Annotated in this window: 18 protein-coding genes; 10 read left to right on the top strand and 8 right to left on the bottom strand. The window is 58.4% G+C overall.

What is annotated here, in order from left to right; all coding sequences use genetic code 11:
• Positions 1 to 43: 43 nt before the first annotated feature.
• From ACFPM8_RS01585 to ACFPM8_RS01615, 7 genes are all read right to left on the bottom strand, one after another.
• Complete coding sequence (locus ACFPM8_RS01585; protein WP_378994266.1) at positions 44 to 1099, bottom strand: DUF4434 domain-containing protein; 1056 nt, start codon at positions 1097 to 1099, stop codon at positions 44 to 46.
• On the bottom strand, positions 1099 to 4389 hold the full coding sequence (locus tag ACFPM8_RS01590) for an NfrA family protein (RefSeq protein ID WP_378994268.1): 3291 nt from the start codon (positions 4387 to 4389) through the stop codon (positions 1099 to 1101). Before ACFPM8_RS01590 ends, ACFPM8_RS01585 begins: the two co-directional genes overlap by 1 nt.
• A gap of 13 nt (positions 4390 to 4402) precedes the next feature.
• Positions 4403 to 6034: a glycosyl transferase family protein gene (locus ACFPM8_RS01595; RefSeq protein WP_378994270.1), complete on the bottom strand. Its 1632-nt coding sequence runs from the start codon at positions 6032 to 6034 to the stop codon at positions 4403 to 4405.
• Positions 6035 to 6529: 495 nt separating this feature from the next.
• Positions 6530 to 7966 carry an NAD(P)(+) transhydrogenase (Re/Si-specific) subunit beta gene (locus ACFPM8_RS01600; RefSeq protein WP_378994272.1) on the bottom strand — a complete coding sequence of 479 codons (1437 nt, stop codon included), beginning with the start codon at positions 7964 to 7966 and terminating at the stop codon, positions 6530 to 6532.
• A gap of 1 nt (position 7967) precedes the next feature.
• Positions 7968 to 8318, bottom strand: coding sequence for an NAD(P) transhydrogenase subunit alpha part 2 (locus ACFPM8_RS01605; protein WP_378994275.1), 351 nt, complete (start codon positions 8316 to 8318; stop codon positions 7968 to 7970).
• A gap of 56 nt (positions 8319 to 8374) precedes the next feature.
• Positions 8375 to 8737: an aspartate 1-decarboxylase gene (gene panD, locus ACFPM8_RS01610; RefSeq protein ID WP_378994277.1), complete on the bottom strand. Its 363-nt coding sequence runs from the start codon at positions 8735 to 8737 to the stop codon at positions 8375 to 8377.
• Between the two features lie 80 nt (positions 8738 to 8817).
• Entirely contained in the window at positions 8818 to 9933 is a 1116-nt protein-coding gene (locus tag ACFPM8_RS01615; protein ID WP_378994279.1) for a Re/Si-specific NAD(P)(+) transhydrogenase subunit alpha, read from the bottom strand.
• A 156-nt stretch (positions 9934 to 10089) separates the two neighbouring features.
• Between ACFPM8_RS01615 and ACFPM8_RS01620 the strand changes: the two genes are divergently transcribed.
• The 8 genes from ACFPM8_RS01620 (at position 10090) to ACFPM8_RS01655 (ending at position 18445) form a co-directional block, all read left to right on the top strand.
• Positions 10090 to 10575 carry an NUDIX hydrolase gene (locus tag ACFPM8_RS01620; protein ID WP_378994281.1) on the top strand — a complete coding sequence of 162 codons (486 nt, stop codon included), beginning with the start codon at positions 10090 to 10092 and terminating at the stop codon, positions 10573 to 10575.
• Complete coding sequence (gene mnmA, locus ACFPM8_RS01625) at positions 10568 to 11692, top strand: tRNA 2-thiouridine(34) synthase MnmA (RefSeq protein WP_378994283.1); 1125 nt, start codon at positions 10568 to 10570, stop codon at positions 11690 to 11692. The genes ACFPM8_RS01620 and mnmA overlap by 8 nt, the downstream gene beginning before the upstream one ends.
• A gap of 126 nt (positions 11693 to 11818) precedes the next feature.
• A complete protein-coding gene (locus tag ACFPM8_RS01630) occupies positions 11819 to 12439 on the top strand; it encodes a ParB-like protein (protein WP_378994285.1) in 621 nt (206 codons plus the stop codon).
• Positions 12440 to 14107, top strand: a complete 1668-nt coding sequence (locus tag ACFPM8_RS01635; protein WP_378994287.1) for a SulP family inorganic anion transporter — start codon at positions 12440 to 12442, stop codon at positions 14105 to 14107.
• Positions 14108 to 14294: 187 nt separating this feature from the next.
• Positions 14295 to 15956 carry a hypothetical protein gene (locus ACFPM8_RS01640; RefSeq protein WP_378994289.1) on the top strand — a complete coding sequence of 554 codons (1662 nt, stop codon included), beginning with the start codon at positions 14295 to 14297 and terminating at the stop codon, positions 15954 to 15956.
• An 11-nt stretch (positions 15957 to 15967) separates the two neighbouring features.
• A complete protein-coding gene (locus ACFPM8_RS01645; protein WP_378994291.1) occupies positions 15968 to 16477 on the top strand; it encodes a hypothetical protein in 510 nt (169 codons plus the stop codon).
• Positions 16478 to 16686: 209 nt separating this feature from the next.
• Entirely contained in the window at positions 16687 to 17115 is a 429-nt protein-coding gene (locus ACFPM8_RS01650; RefSeq protein WP_378994293.1) for a hypothetical protein, read from the top strand.
• Positions 17116 to 17119: 4 nt separating this feature from the next.
• Positions 17120 to 18445, top strand: a complete 1326-nt coding sequence (locus tag ACFPM8_RS01655) for an MFS transporter (protein ID WP_378994295.1) — start codon at positions 17120 to 17122, stop codon at positions 18443 to 18445.
• An 83-nt stretch (positions 18446 to 18528) separates the two neighbouring features.
• Here ACFPM8_RS01655 and ACFPM8_RS01660 read toward each other — a convergent pair whose 3' ends face one another.
• Positions 18529 to 19845 (bottom strand): MFS family transporter, encoded by a 1317-nt coding sequence (locus ACFPM8_RS01660; protein ID WP_378994297.1) that lies wholly within the window; start codon positions 19843 to 19845, stop codon positions 18529 to 18531.
• A gap of 314 nt (positions 19846 to 20159) precedes the next feature.
• Between ACFPM8_RS01660 and ACFPM8_RS01665 the strand changes: the two genes are divergently transcribed.
• Positions 20160 to 20699 carry a cytochrome b gene (locus tag ACFPM8_RS01665; protein ID WP_378994503.1) on the top strand — a complete coding sequence of 180 codons (540 nt, stop codon included), beginning with the start codon at positions 20160 to 20162 and terminating at the stop codon, positions 20697 to 20699.
• Positions 20700 to 20713: 14 nt separating this feature from the next.
• Positions 20714 to 21301: a YceI family protein gene (locus tag ACFPM8_RS01670; RefSeq protein ID WP_378994299.1), complete on the top strand. Its 588-nt coding sequence runs from the start codon at positions 20714 to 20716 to the stop codon at positions 21299 to 21301.
• Positions 21302 to 21307: the final 6 nt, after the last annotated feature.

Genomic DNA, 21307 nt, shown 5'->3' on the forward strand with positions numbered 1-21307 from the left:
GGGGTAGTGCCCTACTGTGCCGATTGTCGTTTTGGCGCATTGATTATTTTTTTGAATTTTCGCTAGTGACTAGGTAATCCCTGAACAGGCTGGCAGCTTCCGGCGTACCGGACGCCGACATGTATTCAGGAATGCCGAATGCGATGATGCCCGATGAATAATTGCGGGCGATTTCGATCTGATGTTCGATCCGTTCCAGGCTGGCGGGTACCGCATGGAAAGCCTGGTTATCGATCGGCGCTCCATGATCCTGGCGGAATACCTCGACCACCGTCTGCAGTACGCGCAGATGGCTATCGACTGCGCGCCCGACCGCTGCCAGATAGTCCGGCAGTTTAGCCAGGGACAGCTTTGCCACGCCGATGCTGTCCTGGAAAAAAACCAGATCAATCGCCCTAGCCCCGGCCAGCAGCGCCTGCCACAAATCCTCAAGCTGTTTTGGATCGGTGCCGCTGTTGGCAAATCCCGACATGCTGATGCGCGCCTCCGGGGTCAATACGCGCAGGAAACCACTCAACTGTTCCAGATACGCAATCAGGGCGCTGCGCAGCGCCGGCTTTTCCCAATTGAGATCGTCGACTTCCTGGCTGATGTACCAGCCCTTGAACGAGGAATGCGCCTTGGTCAGCGGCCGCAGCTGGCTGGCGGTGGTCGCCGAGCGGTCCAGCAGTTGCCGCAGGTAGGCCTCGACCTGCTCTGGTGCTTGCTTGATATGCTCCCAATACTGCGAATCGTGCACCAACCCCAGATAAACGTTCATATTGGCGGCGTCCGCCATGCTCAAAATCATTTCCAGCGGCGCATTCGCATTGACGGCGTGCTGCGGCTGGTTGAACAGCGGTGTTTCGTCGTGCACGGACCATTGCACCACCAAGGTCGATAGCCGCAGCTGGCTAAACTCGGCAAACAGCCTGGTCCAATCCTGACGCGTCCAGCCGATGTGGACGTTCAGCAATTGCAGGAAGGTTCCTTGCAGGCCGAACTTCGGTGCCGCAGCGATCGCGCCGGGCAGCGCCAGCGATACCGCCGCCGCTGCCAATGTGCGGCCAAACTGACGCCGATCCCAGACTTTCCTGCTGCCATCTATCGGGGCGCCCATTAAAACCTGGCCCCCAATGTGAAGACCCAACCGTCGCCACGTCGAGGCGATATGCCGTGTTTGTACTGGATATTGAAATCGATGTTGGAGCGGGTGGCTTCGTAGCGCGTCTCGTTAAACAGATATTTGAACGAGACCCCGACGCCGCCTTCGAAATACGAAGTGTCGAATGGGTCGGGCCACTGATGCCGGCCGTCGATCACCAGATGCGGCGTGATAAGAAGTTTGTTGGCGACATTAAAGGTGCGACCTTGGCGCGCTTCCCCGTACACGCTTTCGGTGCCGCCGTTGCGGAAGAAATAGCCGAAGTCGCCGTACACCGTGGTCATGTTCCAGGAAGCCTGGTTCGGCTTCAAACCGTAACCGTCGCTCCAGCCGATACTGCTGCGCAGCAGCCAGTCGTCCTGGGCCTGGTTGCCGATCTTCACCAAGCGCTCCAGGCCGACGTAAAAGTCGAGCGTGCTGAACGGCTTGACTCGCGCGCCAAGGCCGCCCTGCAGCGACTTGCCGAGAATCGCTACGCTGCCGGGCTCATTGCTCCACAGCATGCGGCTGAACAGTTGCCAGGTCCAGTCGCCGTTGACGCCGGCTCCCGGCAGTTTATACAGCGCTTCGAGGCCGCCTTGCGACGGGATCAGGCCGCCGTTGATCGATCCCGGCGACGGGCTGAACGAGGTGTTCGCCGCATGGTTGTTGGCGCGATACGACTGGTAAAGGCCGACTTCAAAGGTTTTGTTGAGGTTGCCCAGTTCCGAACGCAGCCGGTACAGGTCTTCATCCATCGTGCCCGGCTGTTCCACGATCGTGCTGTAGCGGTAGTCGATGGCTTGTTTGAACCAACGCTCAGCATTGACGCTGTCGTCGCTGTGCAGGTAGGCATAAGCGATGTCCTGCCGCATGCCGGCATGCTCCGGATCGTCGGCCAGCGTCTGCTCGAACAACCGTGTGGCGTCGGTGTAGCGGCCCTTGCGGTTGTAGGCATATATCAGCGATTCGGCGTATTGGTGCGATGCCGGTTGCTGCTGGTAGGCCTGTTCCAGGTAAGGCAGCGCAGCGTCCGCCTGGTTATTGGCGAGATAGGCAGCGCCAATCCGGTAGGCGCGCTCGGTGCTGGGCTGTAGCGCATTTGCCCGCAGCAAGGCAGCCATGGCCGGTTCCTGCTGGCCGGTCTTTTGATAATCCAGCGCCAGTTCATCCTCGCGCGCGGCCTCCAGCTCCTGCGGCAGCTTGCCGGCCGGAATGCTCTGTTCGGTGGCAAGCGCATCCGCCGGCCGGTTTTGCAGACTCTGGGCGATGCCGACCCGCAGCGTGATTACCGGATCGTCCTGCAGCGCCAGCGATTGCTTCCATGCCGCTTCGGCCTCGGGATACTGCTTTTGCTGCATATATAGATATCCCAGTTCGTCATACAGCGACTTGCGCTCCGGCGCCGGCAGGCGGTCGATTTGTTCCAATGCGAGCCGCAAGTACTCGGTCGCCAGTCCCGGTTGCTTTAGCTCATCGTAAGAGCGTGCGATATAGACCAGCGCCAGCGGCGTGCGCTGGATCTCAAGGGCTGCGCTGAACTGCTGGCGCGCTTCATTCCATAGTCCCAGTTGAAATAAAGTCTGTCCCAGGTCCAAATGGATTTGCGCCCCGCCCAAGCCTGCGTCGATGGCATTGCGAAAGGCCGCGGCTTCCTGTTGCAGCTTGTGTTGCGCGCCATACAAGTAGCCAAGTTGCTGGTCGGCAGTGCGGCGATGTTCTGCCGACAGCGGTTGCCGCACTGCTTGCTCCAGATGCTCAATCGCTTTTGCGGTATCGCCGGAAGCCGCGTAGATCGTGCCCAGTTTCCACTCCAGCTCCGGCGCATGGTTGCGGGCGGCAATTTCCAGGTGGCGCATGGCGTTCTTGCTGTCGTTGCGTGCGGCGTAGCGTTTATACAGGTCCAGATGCAGATCCGACGCGGTAGAGTCGCGCGACGCTTGTTCGAGGTAAGGCAAGGCCAGGTCGTCATAGCCGAGTTTGGCGTAGTACCGGCCCAACTGCAGCGCGGCGCCGCTGGAAGGCGACTGCTGCATGGTCTGCTGCAGTTTGCGCAGCGTGAGCTCAGTCTGTTCTTTATGTTCGAGCAAGCGGGTTTGTTCCAGCGAATTACGCGCCTGAGGTGTTTCCACCGCTTGATTCGCGTGCCTGAAAGCGGCCGCTGCCTGCGGATATTTTCCGATCCGGGCATACAGTTGCCCCAGGTTCAGGTACAGGCGGGACAGGTCTTCTTTTTTGGTGCTCAGTTCGACCGCACGGGTCAGCTCGACTAGTGCGCCGTTATCGTCTTTTTGCGCGATCAGCAGGTTGGCGAGAAACTCGTGATCAGCGGCTTTCGGCGTCGCCACGGCGAGGTATTGGCGCATCCAGGCTATCGCCTGCGGATAGTCCTTCGCCAGATAAGCGGCATCGGCCAGCTCCCGCATCAGGGCCGGGTTGCGCGCATCCAGTTCCAGCGCCAGTGCGAGGTTCTTGCGCTCGGCGGCCAGATCGCCGCTTTTTTTGGCCAACTCGCCGAGAGCACGGTAGACCCGGGCGCGCTGGGCGTTGGCGGCAGCGTCGAGATTCAGCGCATCGTGATAAGCGGCCTCCGCTTCTGCCGCTCGTCCCAGCGCGGCCAGCAAATCGCCGCGTCGCATATGGATATCGAAATCCGGCGCCATCGTCGCCAGTTGATCCAGCGCCGTCAATTGGTCATTCTGCGCCCCGCGCTTCAACGCCGTCGCATAGGCGCTGCGCGCTGCGAACACGCGGTTTTCCTTGCTTGCCTGGGGATCGGATGCGACTTTCTGGAAATCGGCAAAGGCTTCATTCAGACGATTCAGCGACTGCAGCGCCAGGCCCCGGTAGATGCGTGCCACCGCCCGGTTCGGCTGCGCCCGCAGCACTATTTCCGATTGCGATACGACCGCGCCAAAATCCTTCATCCGGTGCAGCAAGATGACATACGTTATGCGTACATTGTCGTCGCGCGGATCAATCGCCAGATATTGCTCCAGTTCGGCCTTGGCATCGGCCAGGCGATTTTGATCCATCAGCCGATAAGCGCGATCCAGATGGGGATAGGTACGGAATGTACGAAACTTCGACTCGAACCAGTTTTCTTCCGCCCTGGTGGTGGCCGTGCTTGCCGCCGCCATGCCGGGCTCGCCGTCATTCGCATTTGCCGGCACTATCCCGGCACTCAATGCAACGGCGATAGCGAACGCACATAGTGGCTCGGGGCGCATCGCCAGCGGATTTTGTTTCCTTTTCTTTTTTATCATTCAGACGTCCCTGTTATTGTCGGCTCAGCGCATTTTCAATATCTTCTTCACTCAAGCAACCCATCTCTTCAAGAATTTTTCCCAAGCGTTCCTGCTTTTGCCTTTGCTGCTGCAACGCGGAATTCAATTGCTCGACCGTGATGACGCGTGCATCCAGCAAAAGGTCGCCGAGCTTGCGTCGGTACGACAGCAGTTCATTTTCTGACGGGTAATGGTGCGTGGTTTTGTCCCAGGCAATCAGCTTGCCCGTTCTTAAATAGCGGGAATACAGCTTGATGGCGCGGCAGGTCGCCATAAAATTGATCACGTTGCCCCAGGCCATGCGGGGTACCGACAGGAAGGCCTCGCGCCAGCCGTACAGTCTTTGCACGCAGAAGCCGCGCAGAAACACCCGCAACATGAAGAATGCACCGTTGATCAGCAATAGATACCAAAGGAAGCCGCCCTCTTCCAGTAAAGGCGGATAACGATAGGCATCGGGGCTGATCCAGCTGATCAACCAAAGGCTGACCACAATCAGCAGCACCAGGTAGCCGAGCATGTTGGCCAGGTTGGTAATCAACGCCTTGCGGTCGCGGAACAGCATATATTTCGTGCCGCCGTCCCAGGCCCAGCCCAGGTTGGCCCAGCCTTGCAGTGCAATGCCGATCACCCAACGCGATTTTTGCCGCACGGCCGCGCCGAAGGCTGCGGGAAAATACTCGCGCACGCAGACCATTTCTTTGGTTGGCACCAAGCGGGATTTCCTGCTCCAGAAATTTTTGCGCATGACCAGACGAGTGGTCGCGAATCTGACGAATATCTGGCTCAAGCCATGTACTTTCAGCCGGAAGCCAAAGTCGTAATCCTCGGTGAGCGAGTTAATGCTGAAAAGTTGATTGTTATTGGAGCCGGCCACCGTGTCGAACGCACGGCGGCTAAAGGCGCAGCCGACGCCGGCGGCCGGGATGCTGTGGTTGAGCGCTTCGCGCACCACCATGTCCTTGTAATGCGCCTGTGCAAACTCATCCAGATAATGGCCGGCGGTGAATTTGTACCACTTGCCGGTCAGCGATTGCACCGGCAATTGCACCATGTCCTTGCGCGGGATCAGGTAATTGAACAGTTTGTAGCACAAGGGGTGAATCACATCCTCGCAGTCCTGCATCACGAAAATCTGGAAATTAATTCCTTTATTTTTTTCGTAAAGCTTGATCCCCTGATAGACCCAGTTCAGGCAATCCGCCTTATTGGTGGGACCGTCGTGCGGACAGACGATGCGCTGGACGTTTTTATGTTTTTCCCGGACCTTCTCCACCTCTAGCTGAGTCTGTGGATCGTTCGGATAGGTGCCGACGAAGATGGTGTAGTTGGCGTACTCCAGCGACCTCAATGTGTTTTCCAGCATCGGACGGATGACGGCGAATTCGTCCCACGCGGGGATCAAGACCGCCAACGGCTGTTCGGGAGTATTGCGGAGATTGTCCTCCGTCATCGGAGCGTACTTGGGCAGTACAAAATAGTTGCGGTAATTTGACCTGACCGTGAAATACAGATCGATGAACAAGTCGTCCAGGCCGCTGATCAAAAATATCAAGCCGACCACAAACATCAGGCATTGGGTCAGCACCAGCAAGATGGCAATCGCATCGGTCTCGCTTATCACGATTTCCTCCCTAAAACGATTTAGGTATCGAAAGCTGGTTGTGATGCTTGAAAACTGCCCTTGCGGGCCGAACACTGGAAATGCGAAACCGCTGCTTAAATGATCAATGCGCCAGCAAAGCGGTCATTTTCCATAGTAGTAACAAAGAGTGCTTTAGTTAAGAAAAATCGCGCCATGCAACATTTGTTGCGATAAGCAATGCAGGAAAATTAACTTCCTTCAGGCAATTTCATTATGCTCATCGCTGTTGAAGCTGTTTGAGATTGAAGTTTCGATGATTCTACATCCGGCCGTGCCATAGCCGCGCCAGTTTTACCCGGCGCGGCTTCGGTTCAAGACAACAAGGGCACCTCGAAAAACCGTAGCGAGCGGCCCAAGGTCGGGTCGACGATGTTGCAACACCTGCAGCCGTACGGAGGGTACGGCGAGCATCACAGGCCCGAGATTGGCGGGCTTGCCAAACCCTGCAGTAGGTTTTTCGAGCTGCCCACAATCTCACTCCACGCCCTTCACCATATCCTCAATCACTTTTTTCGCATCGCCAAACACCATCATGGTCTTGTCCATATAGAACAGCTCGTTGTCCAGACCGGCATAACCGGCGGCCATCGAGCGCTTGTTGACGATCACGGTTTTGGCTTTGTAAACCTCCAGGATAGGCATGCCGGCAATCGACGATTTCGGGTCCTTGGCGGCCGGATTGACGACGTCGTTGGCGCCCAGCACCAGCACCACGTCCGCCTGCGAAAACTCGCCGTTGATGTCTTCCATCTCGAACACTTGATCGTAGGGCACTTCGGCTTCCGCCAGCAGCACGTTCATGTGTCCCGGCATCCGTCCTGCCACCGGATGAATCGCGTATTTGACGGTGACGCCCTTGTGGGTCAGCTTCTCGGTCAGCTCCTTCAGCGCGTGCTGGGCACGGGCTACCGCCAGGCCATAGCCGGGGACGATGATGACCGTTTCGGCATTGCCCATCAAGAACGAGGCATCGTCGGCAGAGCCCGACTTCACAGGGCGCTGTTGTTGCGCGCCATTGGTCACCGCAGCGCCGCCTTCGCCGCCGAAGCCGCCCAGCAGCACATTGAAGAACGAGCGGTTCATCGCCTTGCACATGATGTAGGACAGGATCGCGCCGCTCGAACCGACCAGCGAGCCGGCGATAATCAGCATCGAATTATTCAGCGAGAAACCGATGCCGGCAGCGGCCCAACCCGAGTAACTGTTAAGCATCGACACCACCACCGGCATGTCGGCGCCGCCGATCGGGATGATGATCAGCACGCCCAGGATGAAGGCGATGATCGCCATCAGGATGAACGGCAGCCAGGATTGGGTCAGCACGAAAATAATCCCCAGGCCGAGCATCGCCACTGCCAGCATCAGGTTGAGGAAGTGCTGGCCCTTGAAGCTGACCGGCGCGCCCTGGAACAGCCGGAATTTGTATTTGCCCGACAGCTTGCCGAACGCAATCACCGAGCCGGAGAAAGTGATCGCACCGACGAAAGTGCCGATGAACAATTCGATGCGATTGCCGGTCGGCAGCGCTTCGCCGTAGCCGGCAATGCCGAAAGCCCACGGCTCGGACACCGCGGCGACGGCGATACACACCGCCGCCAAACCAATCAGCGAGTGCATCGCCGCGACCAGTTCCGGCATCTTGGTCATTTCGACCCGTTTGGCGAGCAGCGCGCCAATCGCACCGCCGACCACCACGCCGCCGGTGACCAGCCAGAAGCCGGAACCGGCCGCCGGCAAGTTGGCCTTCAATTTAATGATCAGTGCGATGGTGGTGACGACCGCGAGGGCCATACCCGCCATCCCGAATACATTGCCGCGCCGGGCCGAGCTCGGATGCGACAAACCCTTGAGCGCCTGGATGAAGCAGACCGAGGCGATCAGGTACAACATGGTGACGAGGTTCATGCTCATATTAGTGGGCTCCCTCTATGCTGTTAGTTTTAGCAGTGCTGGCGCCGGCGACGGCTTTCGCTTTCGGCTCTTTCTTCTTGAACATTTCCAGCATCCGCTGTGTCACCAGGAAACCGCCGAAGACGTTGACCGCGGCCAGCGCCACCGCCAGCGTGCCGGAAATCTGGCCGACCAAACCTTCGGTCAAGCCGGCGGCCAGCATGGCGCCGATGATGATGATCGCGGAAATGGCGTTGGTCACCGCCATCAGCGGCGTATGCAGTGCGGGTGTGACGGTCCAAACCACGTGGTAACCGACGTAGATCGCCAGTACGAAGATGATCAGGTTGGTGATGGTGTGCGTGACTTCCATGATTTCCCCTAATGTGTGAAGAGCGGCGTTGATTGCTCGACGCCGCTCTTCTTTGCTTACATTTTTTTCAGGCCGGTGATCCGGTTGTTGTCATCGACAAACACTACTTTGGGTACATGTGTTTCTACTTCGGCTGCGCTGAGTGATGCATAGGTACAAATGATTAATAGGTCGCCAAGGTGGGCGCAGCGGGCTGCCGCGCCGTTCAGCGAAATTTCGCCGCTGCCGCGCTTGCCGCGGATGGCATAGGTCGAGAAACGCTTGCCGTTGTTGACGTTGTATAGCTCGATCTTCTCGAACTCGCGGATGTCGGCTGCTTCCAACAAATCTTCATCAATTCCGCACGAACCTTCGTAGTGCAGGTCGGCTTGGGTGACGGTAGCGCGATGGATTTTCGCGCGCAGCATGATGCGTTGCATTGTTTACTTCTCCTGTGTGCGCAATTCCCGGTTAATGCCGGTACTTGCGCGGTCTTAAAAAATCGGTAATGAGGTGTTGATTACTTCCGCAGCACTTCGCCGCCGCTGCATAACAAAGTGGCGGCAACGATATCGTCTTCGCGATTGATGCTCAGGCCGCCTTCCGGATTGACGATCAGCTTCAGGAAGTCGAGCACGTTGCGGGCATACAGCGCCGATGCGTCGGCCGCCACCTGGGTTGCCAGATTGCCGGCGCCGATGATGTGGACGCCGTGCTTGATGACGGTCTTGCCGGCTTCGGACAACGGGCAGTTGCCGCCCTGCTCGACCGCCATATCGAGGATCACCGAGCCGGGCTTCATGGCCTTGACGGTTTCTTCGCCGATCAGCACCGGTGCTTTGCGACCGGGGATCAGGGCGGTGGTGATGATGATGTCGGCCTGTTTGGCGCGCTCATGCACCAATTCGGACTGACGCCGCATCCAGTCGGCCGGCATCGGCCGCGCATAGCCGCCAACGCCTTCGGCGCATTCTTTTTCTTCGTCGGTAATGAAGGGTACGTCGAGGAATTTGGCGCCCAGCGATTCGATTTGCTCCTTGACCGCCGGCCGCACGTCGGAGGCTTCGATCACCGCCCCCAGGCGCTTGGCGGTCGCAATCGCCTGCAAGCCGGCCACCCCGGCCCCCATGATCAGCATGCGGGCCGCCTTGACGGTACCGGCCGCGGTCATCAGCATCGGGATGAAACGTTGGTAGGTATTGGCCGCCACCATCACCGCCTTATAGCCTGCGATATTGGCTTGCGACGACAGCACATCCATCGATTGCGCGCGCGAAGTACGGGGCGCCGCTTCCAGGGCAAACGCGGTCAGGCCGTGGTTTGCCATAACAACAATATTCTCGGCATCAAAAGGATTCAGCATACCGACCACGACCGTGCCGCTTTTCAGCAAGCCATGTTCTTCGGCACTGGGAGCGCGCACCTTGAGCACGGTTTCCGCCGCAAACGCCTCCGCCGCACTCACCACCTGGGCGCCTGCCGCCGCGTAGGCTTGGTCGGTGATGCTGGACAAGGTGCCGGCACCGGACTGCACCAGGACCTGATGCTTTGCAGCAACCAATTTTTTTACTGTTTCCGGAGTCGCTGCCACCCGGGTTTCGCCAGGCAGCGTCTCGGCTGGGATGCCGATTTTCATGTACTTCTCCTATTAATGTGAAAAAAACTTAACGGAATCTTACACGGAATAATTGCACTGCAACAAGCCGAGCCCGATAGTGACTATTTCCCGCAGGCTTGGGTCCCGCCCTGCATTCGGCAGGCACGTTAAAATAGCGGATTATCCGAGGAATTTATGAATGACGTTTGGAAACCCTCTGTCACGGTCGCCGCAATCATCGAGCGCGACGGCCGCTTTTTAATGATTGAAGAAGCAACCAGTGACGGCATCCGTATCAATCAACCTGCCGGCCACCTGGACCCCAACGAATCGCTGATCCAGGCCGTGGTGCGCGAGACGCTGGAAGAAACGGCGCACGATTTTACTCCCTCTGCGCTGGTTGGCATGTACATGGCGCGCTACGTGTCGGCGCGTTCCGGCAAAAACGTCACTTATCTGCGTTTCGCCTTCTGCGGCGAACTTGGCGCACAGCACGATCAAGCACTCGATCACGGCATTTTGCGCATTATGTGGATGACGCGCGACGAGCTGGCGGCTTGCCAGGAACGCCACCGCAGCCCGCAAGTGCTGCAATGCATCGACGATTACCTGCGCGGTCAACGAGCGCCGCTGTCCATGCTGAACACCCATCCAAGCGTCTGTGGGGTTGCCAATGTCTAATGCAAAAAAACGGGTGGTGATCGGCATGTCGGGCGGCGTCGATTCGTCGGTCTCGGCCTGGCTGTTGAAGCAACAAGGCTATGAAGTGATCGGCCTGTTCATGAAGAACTGGGAAGACGACGACGATTCCGAATACTGCTCGACCCGGCAGGACTGGATCGATGCGGTCAGCGTGGCGGATGTGATCGGGGTCGATATCGAGGCGGTCAATTTTGCCGCCGAATACAAGGATCGCGTGTTCGCCGAATTCCTGCGCGAATACCAAGCCGGCCGCACGCCCAACCCGGATGTTTTGTGCAATGCGGAAATCAAGTTCAAAGCCTTCCTCGACCATGCGATGAAACTCGGGGCAGACCTGATCGCCACCGGCCATTACGCCCGCGTCCGGCAAGCCGAGTCAGGCCTTTTTGAATTATTGAAAGCGGTCGATGCCAGCAAGGATCAAAGTTATTTTCTGCATCGACTGAATCAGGCGCAGCTGTCCAAAACATTGTTCCCGCTAGGTGAAATCCAAAAAACCGAAGTCCGCAAAATCGCCGAGCAAATCCAGCTGCCGAATGCCAAAAAGAAAGACTCGACCGGCATTTGCTTCATCGGCGAGCGGCCGTTCCGCGAATTCCTGAATCGTTACCTGTCGTATCAGCCGGGCCCGATGAAAACCCCGGACGGCGATACCGTCGGCCAGCACGTCGGCCTCAGCTTTTACACGCTGGGCCAGCGCAAGGGCATCGGCCTGGGCGGCATGAAATCGCACAAGAATACCGATGGCGACAGCGACCCCTGGTACGTCGCCAGGAAAGATGTCGCAAACAATACCTTGTACATCGTGCAGGGCCACGACCATCCTTGGCTGTTGTCGTCCACCCTGCAAGCCGGACAACTCAGCTGGATCTCCGGCCAGGCCCCGGAACGTGCCACCTTGTCGGCCAAGACCCGCTACCGCCAGGCGGATATGGGCTGCACCTTCCAGAGCCTGCAGCAGCTGGATGCGGAAAATTTCGCGCTGCACTTCGACGCCCCGCAATGGGCCGTCACTCCGGGACAATCTGCGGTGCTGTACGACGGCGACGTTTGCCTGGGCGGCGGCATCATTGAATCGTCCGGCGGTACTGACTAACGCACGGTTCGATCCGATCGAGATAGGCCGCCGCAAGGCGCCTATCTTTGGGCGTTCAGATTGGCTCTGGCAATCATTGCCAAACAGCATAAAATCACGACATCCCCTTCCCCTCAGGAGAGTCGCATGACACGCCCCCAGCCACAGCTCATCAGCGTCAAGCTCGAACAACTGCACCCCACCCAACTGACGGTCGGCATGGAGGAAGTGGTGCAGAAGCGCAAGGAATGGAGCAAGCTCGGCAAAAAAGCCCGCGCTACGGCTTTGGATCGTCACTGGTTTCCCAGCATTACCGGACCGGACGGAAGGCACTACATTGTCGATCATCATCATTTTGGCCTGGCCCTGTTGCAAGAAGAAGTCAAAACGGTCTGGGCGCTGCCGCTGAAAGACCTGTCCATCCTGAAGCCGCCCCATTTCTGGAACGTGATGGACCATCATCAATGGGTGCATCCGTATGACGACCAAGGCGTGCGACGCGATTTCAGTGCGGTGCCGCCCCAACTCGAACTGTTACGAGATGATCCCTATCGCAGCCTGGCCGGCGAGTTGCGGCGCGCAGGCGGCTTCGCCAAGGATGTGACGCCGTTCAGCGAGTTTTTGTGGGCCGATTTTTTTCGCCCGCGGATCAAGCGCAGCAGCTTGCAGAAAGATCTTGCCAAGGCGTTGCTCAAGGCGATGCAACTGGCGCATAGCCAGGAAGCACACTATCTACCCGGCTGGTCCGGTCCGATTGCGGCCAAATAAATGGCCACTCAAAGCGCCAATACCGACCAGGAAAATCCGCCCGAATCCGGCTATCGGAAGTATCTGCCTGACCTGCTGGCCGGCCTGTCGATTGCCGGCTTGCTGCTGCCGGAAGCGGTAGCCTATTCGAGCATTGCCAACCTGCCGCCGCAGGCCGGGGTGATCGCGCTGTTCGCCGGGCTGCTTTGCTACGGTCTGCTCGGCACCAGCCGCTTTGCGATCGTGGCTGCCACCTCGTCGTCGGCGGCGGTGCTGGCGGCCACCACGGCCTCGATTGCCGGTGGCGACCAGGGGCTCAGAATGACGCTGGCGATCGGTCTGGTGATGCTGACCGGCTTGTTTTTCGTGCTGGCCGGAGCGACCCGCATGGGCAGCGTCACTGATTTCATTGCCAAGCCGGTGTTGCGCGGATTCGCCTTCGGCCTGGCGATCATCATCACGCTCAAGCAAAGCGCCAGCATGGTCGGCATCCATACCATGCACAGCGACCTGATCCGCTTCCTGCCGGAACTGTTCGGCCAGATTGCGCATTGGAATCGGGCCGGCATCGGCGTCGGTGCGGCGGCGCTGATCCTGCTGTTCCTGTTCGCCCGCTGGCGACACGTGCCGGGCGGTTTGCTGGTGGTGATGCTCGGCATCGCGGCCGGCAAGTGGCTCGATTTGCCGCACTACGGAGTGGCCCTGGTCGGCACCATCCATCTGCAATTGGCGACACCCACGCTACCGCTGCTGTCGCATGCCGAATGGCTGCGCCTGGGCGAGTTGAGCATTGCCATGGTGATGATCCTGTACGCCGAATCGTATGGCTCGATCCGCAGCTTTGCGATGAAGCACGGCGATGCGGTTGCGCCGAACCGGGATTTGCTGGCGCTGGGCGCTGCCAACCTACTGTCTGGACTATTTCACGGGATGCCGGTCGGCGCCGGCTATTCCGCCACTTCCGCCAATGAAGCCGCCGGCGCCACATCGCGCCTGGCCGGCTGGGCGGCGGCCCTGGTGCTGCTGGCGATCGTCCTGACACTATTGCCAACCATCGCGCTGACGCCGGAACCGGTGCTGGCCGCAATCGTGATCCACGCCGTCAGCCATACCCTGAACCCGGCCATCTTCCGGCCCTATTTCACATGGCGGCGCGATCGCCTGGTGGTCGTCGTTTCGGTGATTGCGGTGTTGCTGCTCGGGGTACTGGATGGTTTGCTGGCCTCGATCGCCATCAGCCTGTTGCTGATCTTGCGCGGCTTTTCGCAATCAAGCATCACTATCCTCGGACGGCTCGGCCAGGGTCATGATTTTGTCAATATGAAAACCCATCCGCAAGCGCAGCCGATCCCCGGCATCATCATCCTGCGTCCGAATGAGCCGCTGTTTTTCGCCAATGCGGAGCGGATCCTGAATCAGACGCTGCTCACCATCAGCGCTGCCGGCGAAACGGCTCACACCGTGATCCTGAGCCTGGAAGAGTCGCCTGACCTGGACAGTTCCAGCCTGGAAGCTTTGCATGATTTTTCCAACTTTGTCGGCAAAAACGGCAAGCGGCTGTTGCTGGCGCGCCTGAAGGATCCGGTGTATGACATCATGCAGCGCACCATCGCCCCCGACTTTCCAACCGAATTCTTGAGCGCGCTGAGCGTGGATGAGGCGGTGCACCTGGCGCTGGCGAAAGTGTGAAACGTCAGAACCCACAATAAACCCGGATCGGACGCAATGCCGATTAGTTACAATGCGCGTTGCTTACTTTTGGGAAACCGTGCTCTTGCGCAATTCCCAATGGCTCTGCCTCAAAGAAGTTGTGTTATATACATGTAGCGTTTGAAGAACAACAAGACATTTTTTGTTTCAACTTAGAAGGATTGGTATGTCTGGCAGATATGGACTTAAAAACAAACTGATAGGCGCCTTGTTTGGCGCCCTATTGGTTTTGACTGGATGCGGTGGTGGCGGTGGCGATGGTGGTAGTAGCGGCGGTAGTTTGACTCCGTCAGCGTCGGTTTCAGTTTCGGGCAAGATCACTTACGATTTCGTGCCGGCGGTGGCCAGCAAGGACCAGTCCGGCAACTGGCTAGCCAAACTGGATTACCCCAATACCGTGCGTAAGCCGGCACGCAATATCGTGGTCGAACTGGTCGACGATAGCGGCAAAGTGCTGCAGTCGACGCAAACGGATGTTCAGGGCAATTATGTATTCCAGGCGCCTTTTAACACCTCGGTCCATGTGCGCGCCAAAGCGCAGTTGCTGCGCGCAACCGGGTCGGGTCCTAGCTGGAATTTCGCGGTTCGCGACAACTCATCGACTGGCTATAGTATTTCAGGTGATAGCGCGGCACTGTATGCGATGGATGGCGCGAACTTCAATAGTGGCACCCAGGCCAGCATCCATGACCTGAATGCGCCATCGGGCTGGGGCGGGTCGAGCTATACCGCGCCCCGTGTGGCTGGACCGTTTGCGATTCTGGATACGGTTTATGCAGCTAGCCAGAAAGTGCTGCAAGCCAATCAAAATGCAGCATTTCCTCCGCTAAATATATTCTGGAGTCCGGGCAGTATGGACGGCACTTACTTTGGCAGCGTCAACGGCCCTAATTTCATAGGACTCCATATCCGCGGCAAGGAAGATGTCGATACGGATGAATACGATGCCGGCGTGATTGCCCATGAATGGGGTCATTATTTCCAGGCCAGCTTTTCTCGCGACGACAGTATCGGCGGTACGCACGGCCCCGGCGATCTGCTCGACATGCGCCTGGCGTTCAGTGAAGGTTGGGGCAACGCATTCTCCAGCATGGCGCGCAACGATCCGATGTATATCGACACCTTCGGTCCCCAGCAAGCGTCACCCGCGGTAGTTTTCAAGGTCGATGAGATCCCGGCCACCGATCCGAAAGCCTGGTTTAGCGAGACAGCCGTGCAATCCGTGTTGTATCGCTTACATCAATCGCCGACAGTTGGCTTTAGCCCGATCTACCAGGCGATGACGACGCAAACCAATACGCCGGCCTTGACCAGCCTGTTCTCGTTCGCGACACCGCTGCGCGGGCAAGTCAACGCAGCCGGACAAACCACCATTGATAATTTGCTTGCTGAAATCAACACCGTGAACGGCAGCAGCCTGGACCCGTTTGGCGTCAACCAAGTTGTGTTGCCGCCATCCGTCAGCGCCGGCAATGGGCAGTTCGTGCTGCCGGTCTATACCCAGCTGCTGATCGGACAAGGAACCAGGGTGTGCAGCACAATTACCTACGGCGGCATCAACAAATTGGGCGTCTACCGTTATCTGCGTTTTAATATCCCGCAAACTGGCGTCCATCAATTGAAGCTGGTCACCGATGCCGGGCTGACACCGGAATTTCAGCTGTTCAGCCAGGGCAATCCGATTGACGGCCAATTCGTTAAAGACTCGACTGCCGCCGACACCTATAACTTGTCGTATGTTTTGCCGGCACAGAACAATTATGTCGCGACCATCAAGGCGAAGGTCGATACCCAGAGCGGGTGCTTCACCGTCACGCTCGTTCAATAAGGAAAGCAATCATGAATCTGAAAATCACCCTGGCCACCGGTTTACTCGCGTTGGCGACTGTCGCCTGCAGCGCTGAAACCAGCGTCAAGCAAGCGACTAACACACCCCATAAAAGCGCCGCCAAAGTCGGGGCGCCGGTAACGGTCGAGTTGGTATCCAGCGGCCAAACCAGCAAGAACGCCAAGCTGCCGCTAATGCTGCTGTTCAAGACCGACCAGCCGAATGTCCCGCTGCATGTGGAATATCGGACCGACGCCGGTCTGTCCCTGATCACCGTCGGCAACGCCGCACTGGTCAGCAATCAGGATGGCGTGGTGACCGATACGCCGAACGTGCGTGCAGCGGAAGATGGCGTGTATCAATTGAATGTATTCGTGACCATCGGCGACCGCACCCGCGCGGTATCGATTCCAGTCACAGTCGGCAACGCCAAGCCGGTGCTGAAGTCGGCCGGCAAGGCGATCCAGACGCCGAAGGGTGAAAATCTGACGATCCTGCCGGCGCAGGAAACCAGCCGCTGATGCACTCTGTATAAGTAGGCACTAACTCGGATACGACGGCATGCGATTTTTAGCCGCCGTATCCGGAATCCAGTCACGCCCCCCAACAAAATATTCCCTCCGCACAACAGAAAACACCTTCTTTGATAGTAGAATTAAAACCTGCTTGCGGGCAATCCGCGAGCAAAGACTGCTGTCAAAACCGCTCACTATTTGTCCAAGGAATATTCATGCGCGCGCGCTGGCAACTAATGGTTGCATCGCTCTGTACTTTCTATGCGATGGCGGCCAGTTCGGCTGAAATCGCATTTTCCGCCCAGATCGACTTCACCGAAATCAATCTCAACATCAAGGATGGCTATCGCTCCAATCCGGACCTGGTGGTGCTCGACGTCACGCTCAGCCCGGATGCCCAGCGACGTCTGGAGCAGATATCGCGCACGGCCTTGGAACAAGACTTGACGATCACCATCAACGGCAGGACCGTCGCCACCTCGCGCGTTCAGGGCGTGCTGGACACGCCGCAGCTGAACATCAATTTATCCCGGCAAGCCGCAACCGATCTGTTGCCGGCCCTGCTGGGAACAGCCACTAGCACGCCGCCGGCATCGCAGTCCGGAGCCGACCCCATGTTGCCGGATACTGCGCCGAAAGAATAATGAAATGAGGGTTTTGCTGCAAAGAATACGCAAACTGGTCCAGCAAAAATTCACCCTGCCCGCTAACGATTTGTTGCGCGACCTGGTCTATCGCCGCTTGTGGTCATCGATCCTGATCAGCTCCTTCGGCAGCCAGATCACCATGCTGGCCCTGCCCCTTACCGCCGCGGTATTGCTGCATGCAACGCCGCTGCAGATGGGGATGCTGATCTTCGTCGAGAGCTTCCCGTTTGTATTGTTCTCGCTGCCCTCGGGGGTCTGGCTCGATCGGGTCCGCAAGCTGCCGGTCTACATCCTGGGTGAGGCTTGCCTGGCGCTGGCGGTGGCCAGCGTGCCCTGCGCCTGGTGGGCCGGCTGGCTGAGCATGACCTGGTTGTATGCGGTGGGCTTTGTGCTCGGCACGATTGCCACCACCGCCGGCACTGCGGCGCAAATCGTGCTGACCCAGGTGGTGGCGCGCGACCGCTTGGTGGAAGCCCACGCTAAAAACGCGCTCGCCTCGTCCGGCGCGGAAGTAGCCGGCCCCGGATTGGCAGGCGCATTGATCAAGCTGGTCGGCGCACCCGTGGCGCTGCTGGTCAACGCCGCGCTGATGCTGCTGTCGGCGGCAATTTTGCGCGACATCCGGGTCAACGAAGTGCGGCCGGAGCGCGCCGATGCCCATTTCTGGCGCGACCTGAAAGCAGGGGTGCGTTTTGTCGCCCGCCAGCGCCTGTTGATCACATTGGCGGTCACCGTCGGCTTGTGGCAACTGTGCTACAACGCCGCGCTGGTAGTGCAAATTCTATTCGCCACCCGCACCTTGGGCCTGAGTGAACAAGCAGTCGGCCTGAGTTACATCGGCATGGGAGTCGGCACCGTCATCGCCAGCGTGTACGGCAATCGGATCAGCCGACGTCTCGGTCCCGGTCCCTGCCTGGTGCTGGGGATTGCGGTGTCCGGCGCCGGCTGGCTGTTGCTGGCGCTGGCGCCGGCCAATGAACTTGGGGTGGCGGCGTTTGCCGTGATGCTGATGTGTTTCAGTACCGGCGGCGTGCTGATCTTCATCAATTTCCTCGCCTTGCGCCAGGCCGTCACGCCGGAGCCGCTGCTGGGCCGCATGACCAGCACCATGCGCTGGCTGATCCTGCTTCCGAGCGGACCCGGGGCCTTGATCGGCGGCTGGCTCGGGCAACACCTCGGGCTGCGTTTTTCGCTGGCTTTTGCCGGCTTGTCGGCGTTGCTGCTGGCGGCGATCGCCGCACGGCATCCGGTCATCCGCGCCGTGCGAACCCTGCCCAAGGTGGCGCTGCACGAAGAACAGCGGCACGCCGCCGCGGTGCTGGACTGAGATTGATGCGCATGAAAAAATGCCCCGAAAATCTTATGATTTTCGGGGCATTTTTATTTCAATCGAGATAAATCAAGCAAGCATCAAGGCACGTCTCTCAGATAACCTTCCTTGCTCGGATCGCGCATCCGCAACGACACGATCAGGCTGATCGCGCACATGGCGGTCACATACCAGTAAAAATTCGTTTCCATCCCCATCTCTTTCAGCTTCAGCGCCACCGCTTCCGCCGAGCCTCCGAACAGCGCATTGCCCACCGCATACGACAGTCCGACGCCCAGCGCTCGGACTTCCGGCGGAAACATTTCGGATTTGATCAAGCCGCTGATCGACGTATAAAAACTGACAATCGTCATTGCCAGCAGCACGATCCCAAAAGCCGCATACGGATTTGAAATATCTTTCAATGCGTACAAAATCGGCACCGTCGCCAGCGTCCCCAGCGTGCCGAACCAGAGCATCGAAGTGCGGCGCCCGATGCGGTCGGACAGGGCGCCGAACAGCGGCTGCATCAGCATGTAAACGCAAAGCGCGGCGGTCATCACGGCACTCGCGGTCTTGACCGGCATGTGGGCGGTATTGACCAGGTACTTTTGCATATACGTCGAGAACGTATAGAACATCAGCGAACCGCCGGCGGTAAAACCGATCACCGTCATGAATGCGCCCTTGTGCTTCATCAGCCCGGCCAAGGTGCCTGCATCCTTGTGCTGGCGTGTTTCCGCGGTCGAGGTTTCGCTCAGCGAGCGGCGCAGATACAGGGCCACCACAGCCGCCGCCGCACCCACCACGAACGGCACGCGCCAGCCCCATGCATACATTTGTTCGCTACTGAGCAACTGCTGCAAAATGACCAGCACCAGCACCGCCAGCAATTGGCCGCCGATCAGCGTCACATACTGGAACGAAGCAAAGAAGCCGCGCCGCCCCTGCAGCGCGACCTCACTCATATAAGTCGCGCTGGTGCCGTATTCGCCGCCGACCGACAAGCCCTGGAACAGGCGCACGATCAACAGCAGCAGCGGCGCCAGGGTGCCGACGGTGGCGTAGGTCGGCATGAAAGCGATCATCAGCGAACCGCCGCACATCATCAGCACCGAGATCATCATCGAGGTCCGGCGGCCATGCTTGTCGGCGATCCATCCGAACATCCAGCCGCCGATCGGGCGCATCAGGAAACCGGCGGCAAACACGCCGGCGGTGTACAGCAATTGCGTGGTCGCGTTACCGCTTGGGAAAAACGCCGGCGCAAAATAAATCGCGCAAAACGAGTAGATGTAAAAGTCGAACCATTCGACCAGATTGCCGGACGACGCGCCGACAATGGCAAAAATGCGCTTCCGGCTATCCGCCGAATTTGATGCGGGAACCGATTCTACGACGGGGGCAAGCTGGGTCATGTGTCTCATCCTTTTTAAGTAATTATCAAGCGACGCCGGTTCGCATTGTAAGACAACGGCCAGTGATATTTTCTCAAAAAAATATTTTTCAGCTAAGAAACTTCTCAAGCTGGCGGCCACTCATAAGCTGACATTTTGCAACAGCGATCGACAACGCATCCAGAAATTGAAATAGATATCAGCCGTACCCCGTACCGTCGTCAAACGCGCACGCCATATTGGATACAGCCTCCGGCGATTTCCGCTACCATGGCAAGCCTGTCCCAACCCGGTTCACGCATCACCGCGCCAGCCACTACGCCATCACACATTCCATGCAACGCTACACCACCACCACTATCCTCCTGCACTGGCTCATCGCGGCATTGATCGTTGCCACATTTTTGCTGGGCCTGACCATGGTCGACATTCACGGCCTGACGCCGACCAAGCTGAAATATTTTTCCTGGCATAAATGGCTGGGCGTCACCGTGCTGGGATTGGCCTGCCTGCGCATGCTGTGGCGCCTGAAGAATCCGGCGCCGGCGTATCCGGCCGGCATGCCGCGCTGGGAACAGGTGTCGGCGCATGCCTTGCATAGCTTGCTGTACGTGCTGATTTTCGCGGTGCCGATCTCGGGCTATTGCTACAGCCTGGCGGCCGGCGTGCCGGTGGTCTACCTCGGCGTACTGCCGCTGCCGGTTTTGATGGCCCCCAATCCCGAACTGAAACCGCTGCTCAAACTGGCGCATTACGTGCTCAACATGATTTTGCTGGGCGGCGTCGGCCTGCACGTGCTGGCGGCGTTCAAACATCTATTCATCGACCGCGACGGCGTGTTCAAACGCATTCTGCCGCGCTCCATCATTAACTGAAAAAGGAAAGTCCCATGACGCATCTGCAATCCCTGTTACGCAAAACCGCGCTCTGCGCCGGCCTCATCGTCTGCAGCGCCGCCCCTCTGACTAGCATCGCAGCACCGCTGAAAGCCGACCCGGCCAAGAGCAGCGTGACGATCGTGTTCAAGCAATTGAACGTGCCGGTCGAAGCAAAATTCAAGAAATTCGCGACCCAGATCGACTTCAACAATGCGCAGCCGGAAGCATCCAAAGCCAGCGTCGACATCGAGATCCCCAGCTTCGATCTGGGCGATCCCGACTACAACAAGGAAGTGTTGAATAAAGAATGGTTCAATGCCCAGCAATTTCCTCGCGCCAGCTTCGTGACCAGTTCGATCAAGGCCAGCGCCGGCGCACCGGCAGGCAGCAAATACGAAGTCGCAGGCAAGCTGACGATCAAGGGCAAGACCGCCGATGTGCGCTTCCCTCTGAACGTCAAGAAAGAAGGCAATGCGCAAGTTTTTGAAGGCGCTTTGCCGATCAAGCGGCTGACCTACAACATCGGCGAAGGCGAATGGCAAGACACCGGCATGGTGGCCGATGAGATCACAATCAAATTCCGCCTAGTAGCCCAATAAGCATTA

It is taken from the genome of Paraherbaspirillum soli (assembly GCF_042654985.1).
GTDB lineage: Bacteria > Pseudomonadota > Gammaproteobacteria > Burkholderiales > Burkholderiaceae_D > Paraherbaspirillum > Paraherbaspirillum soli.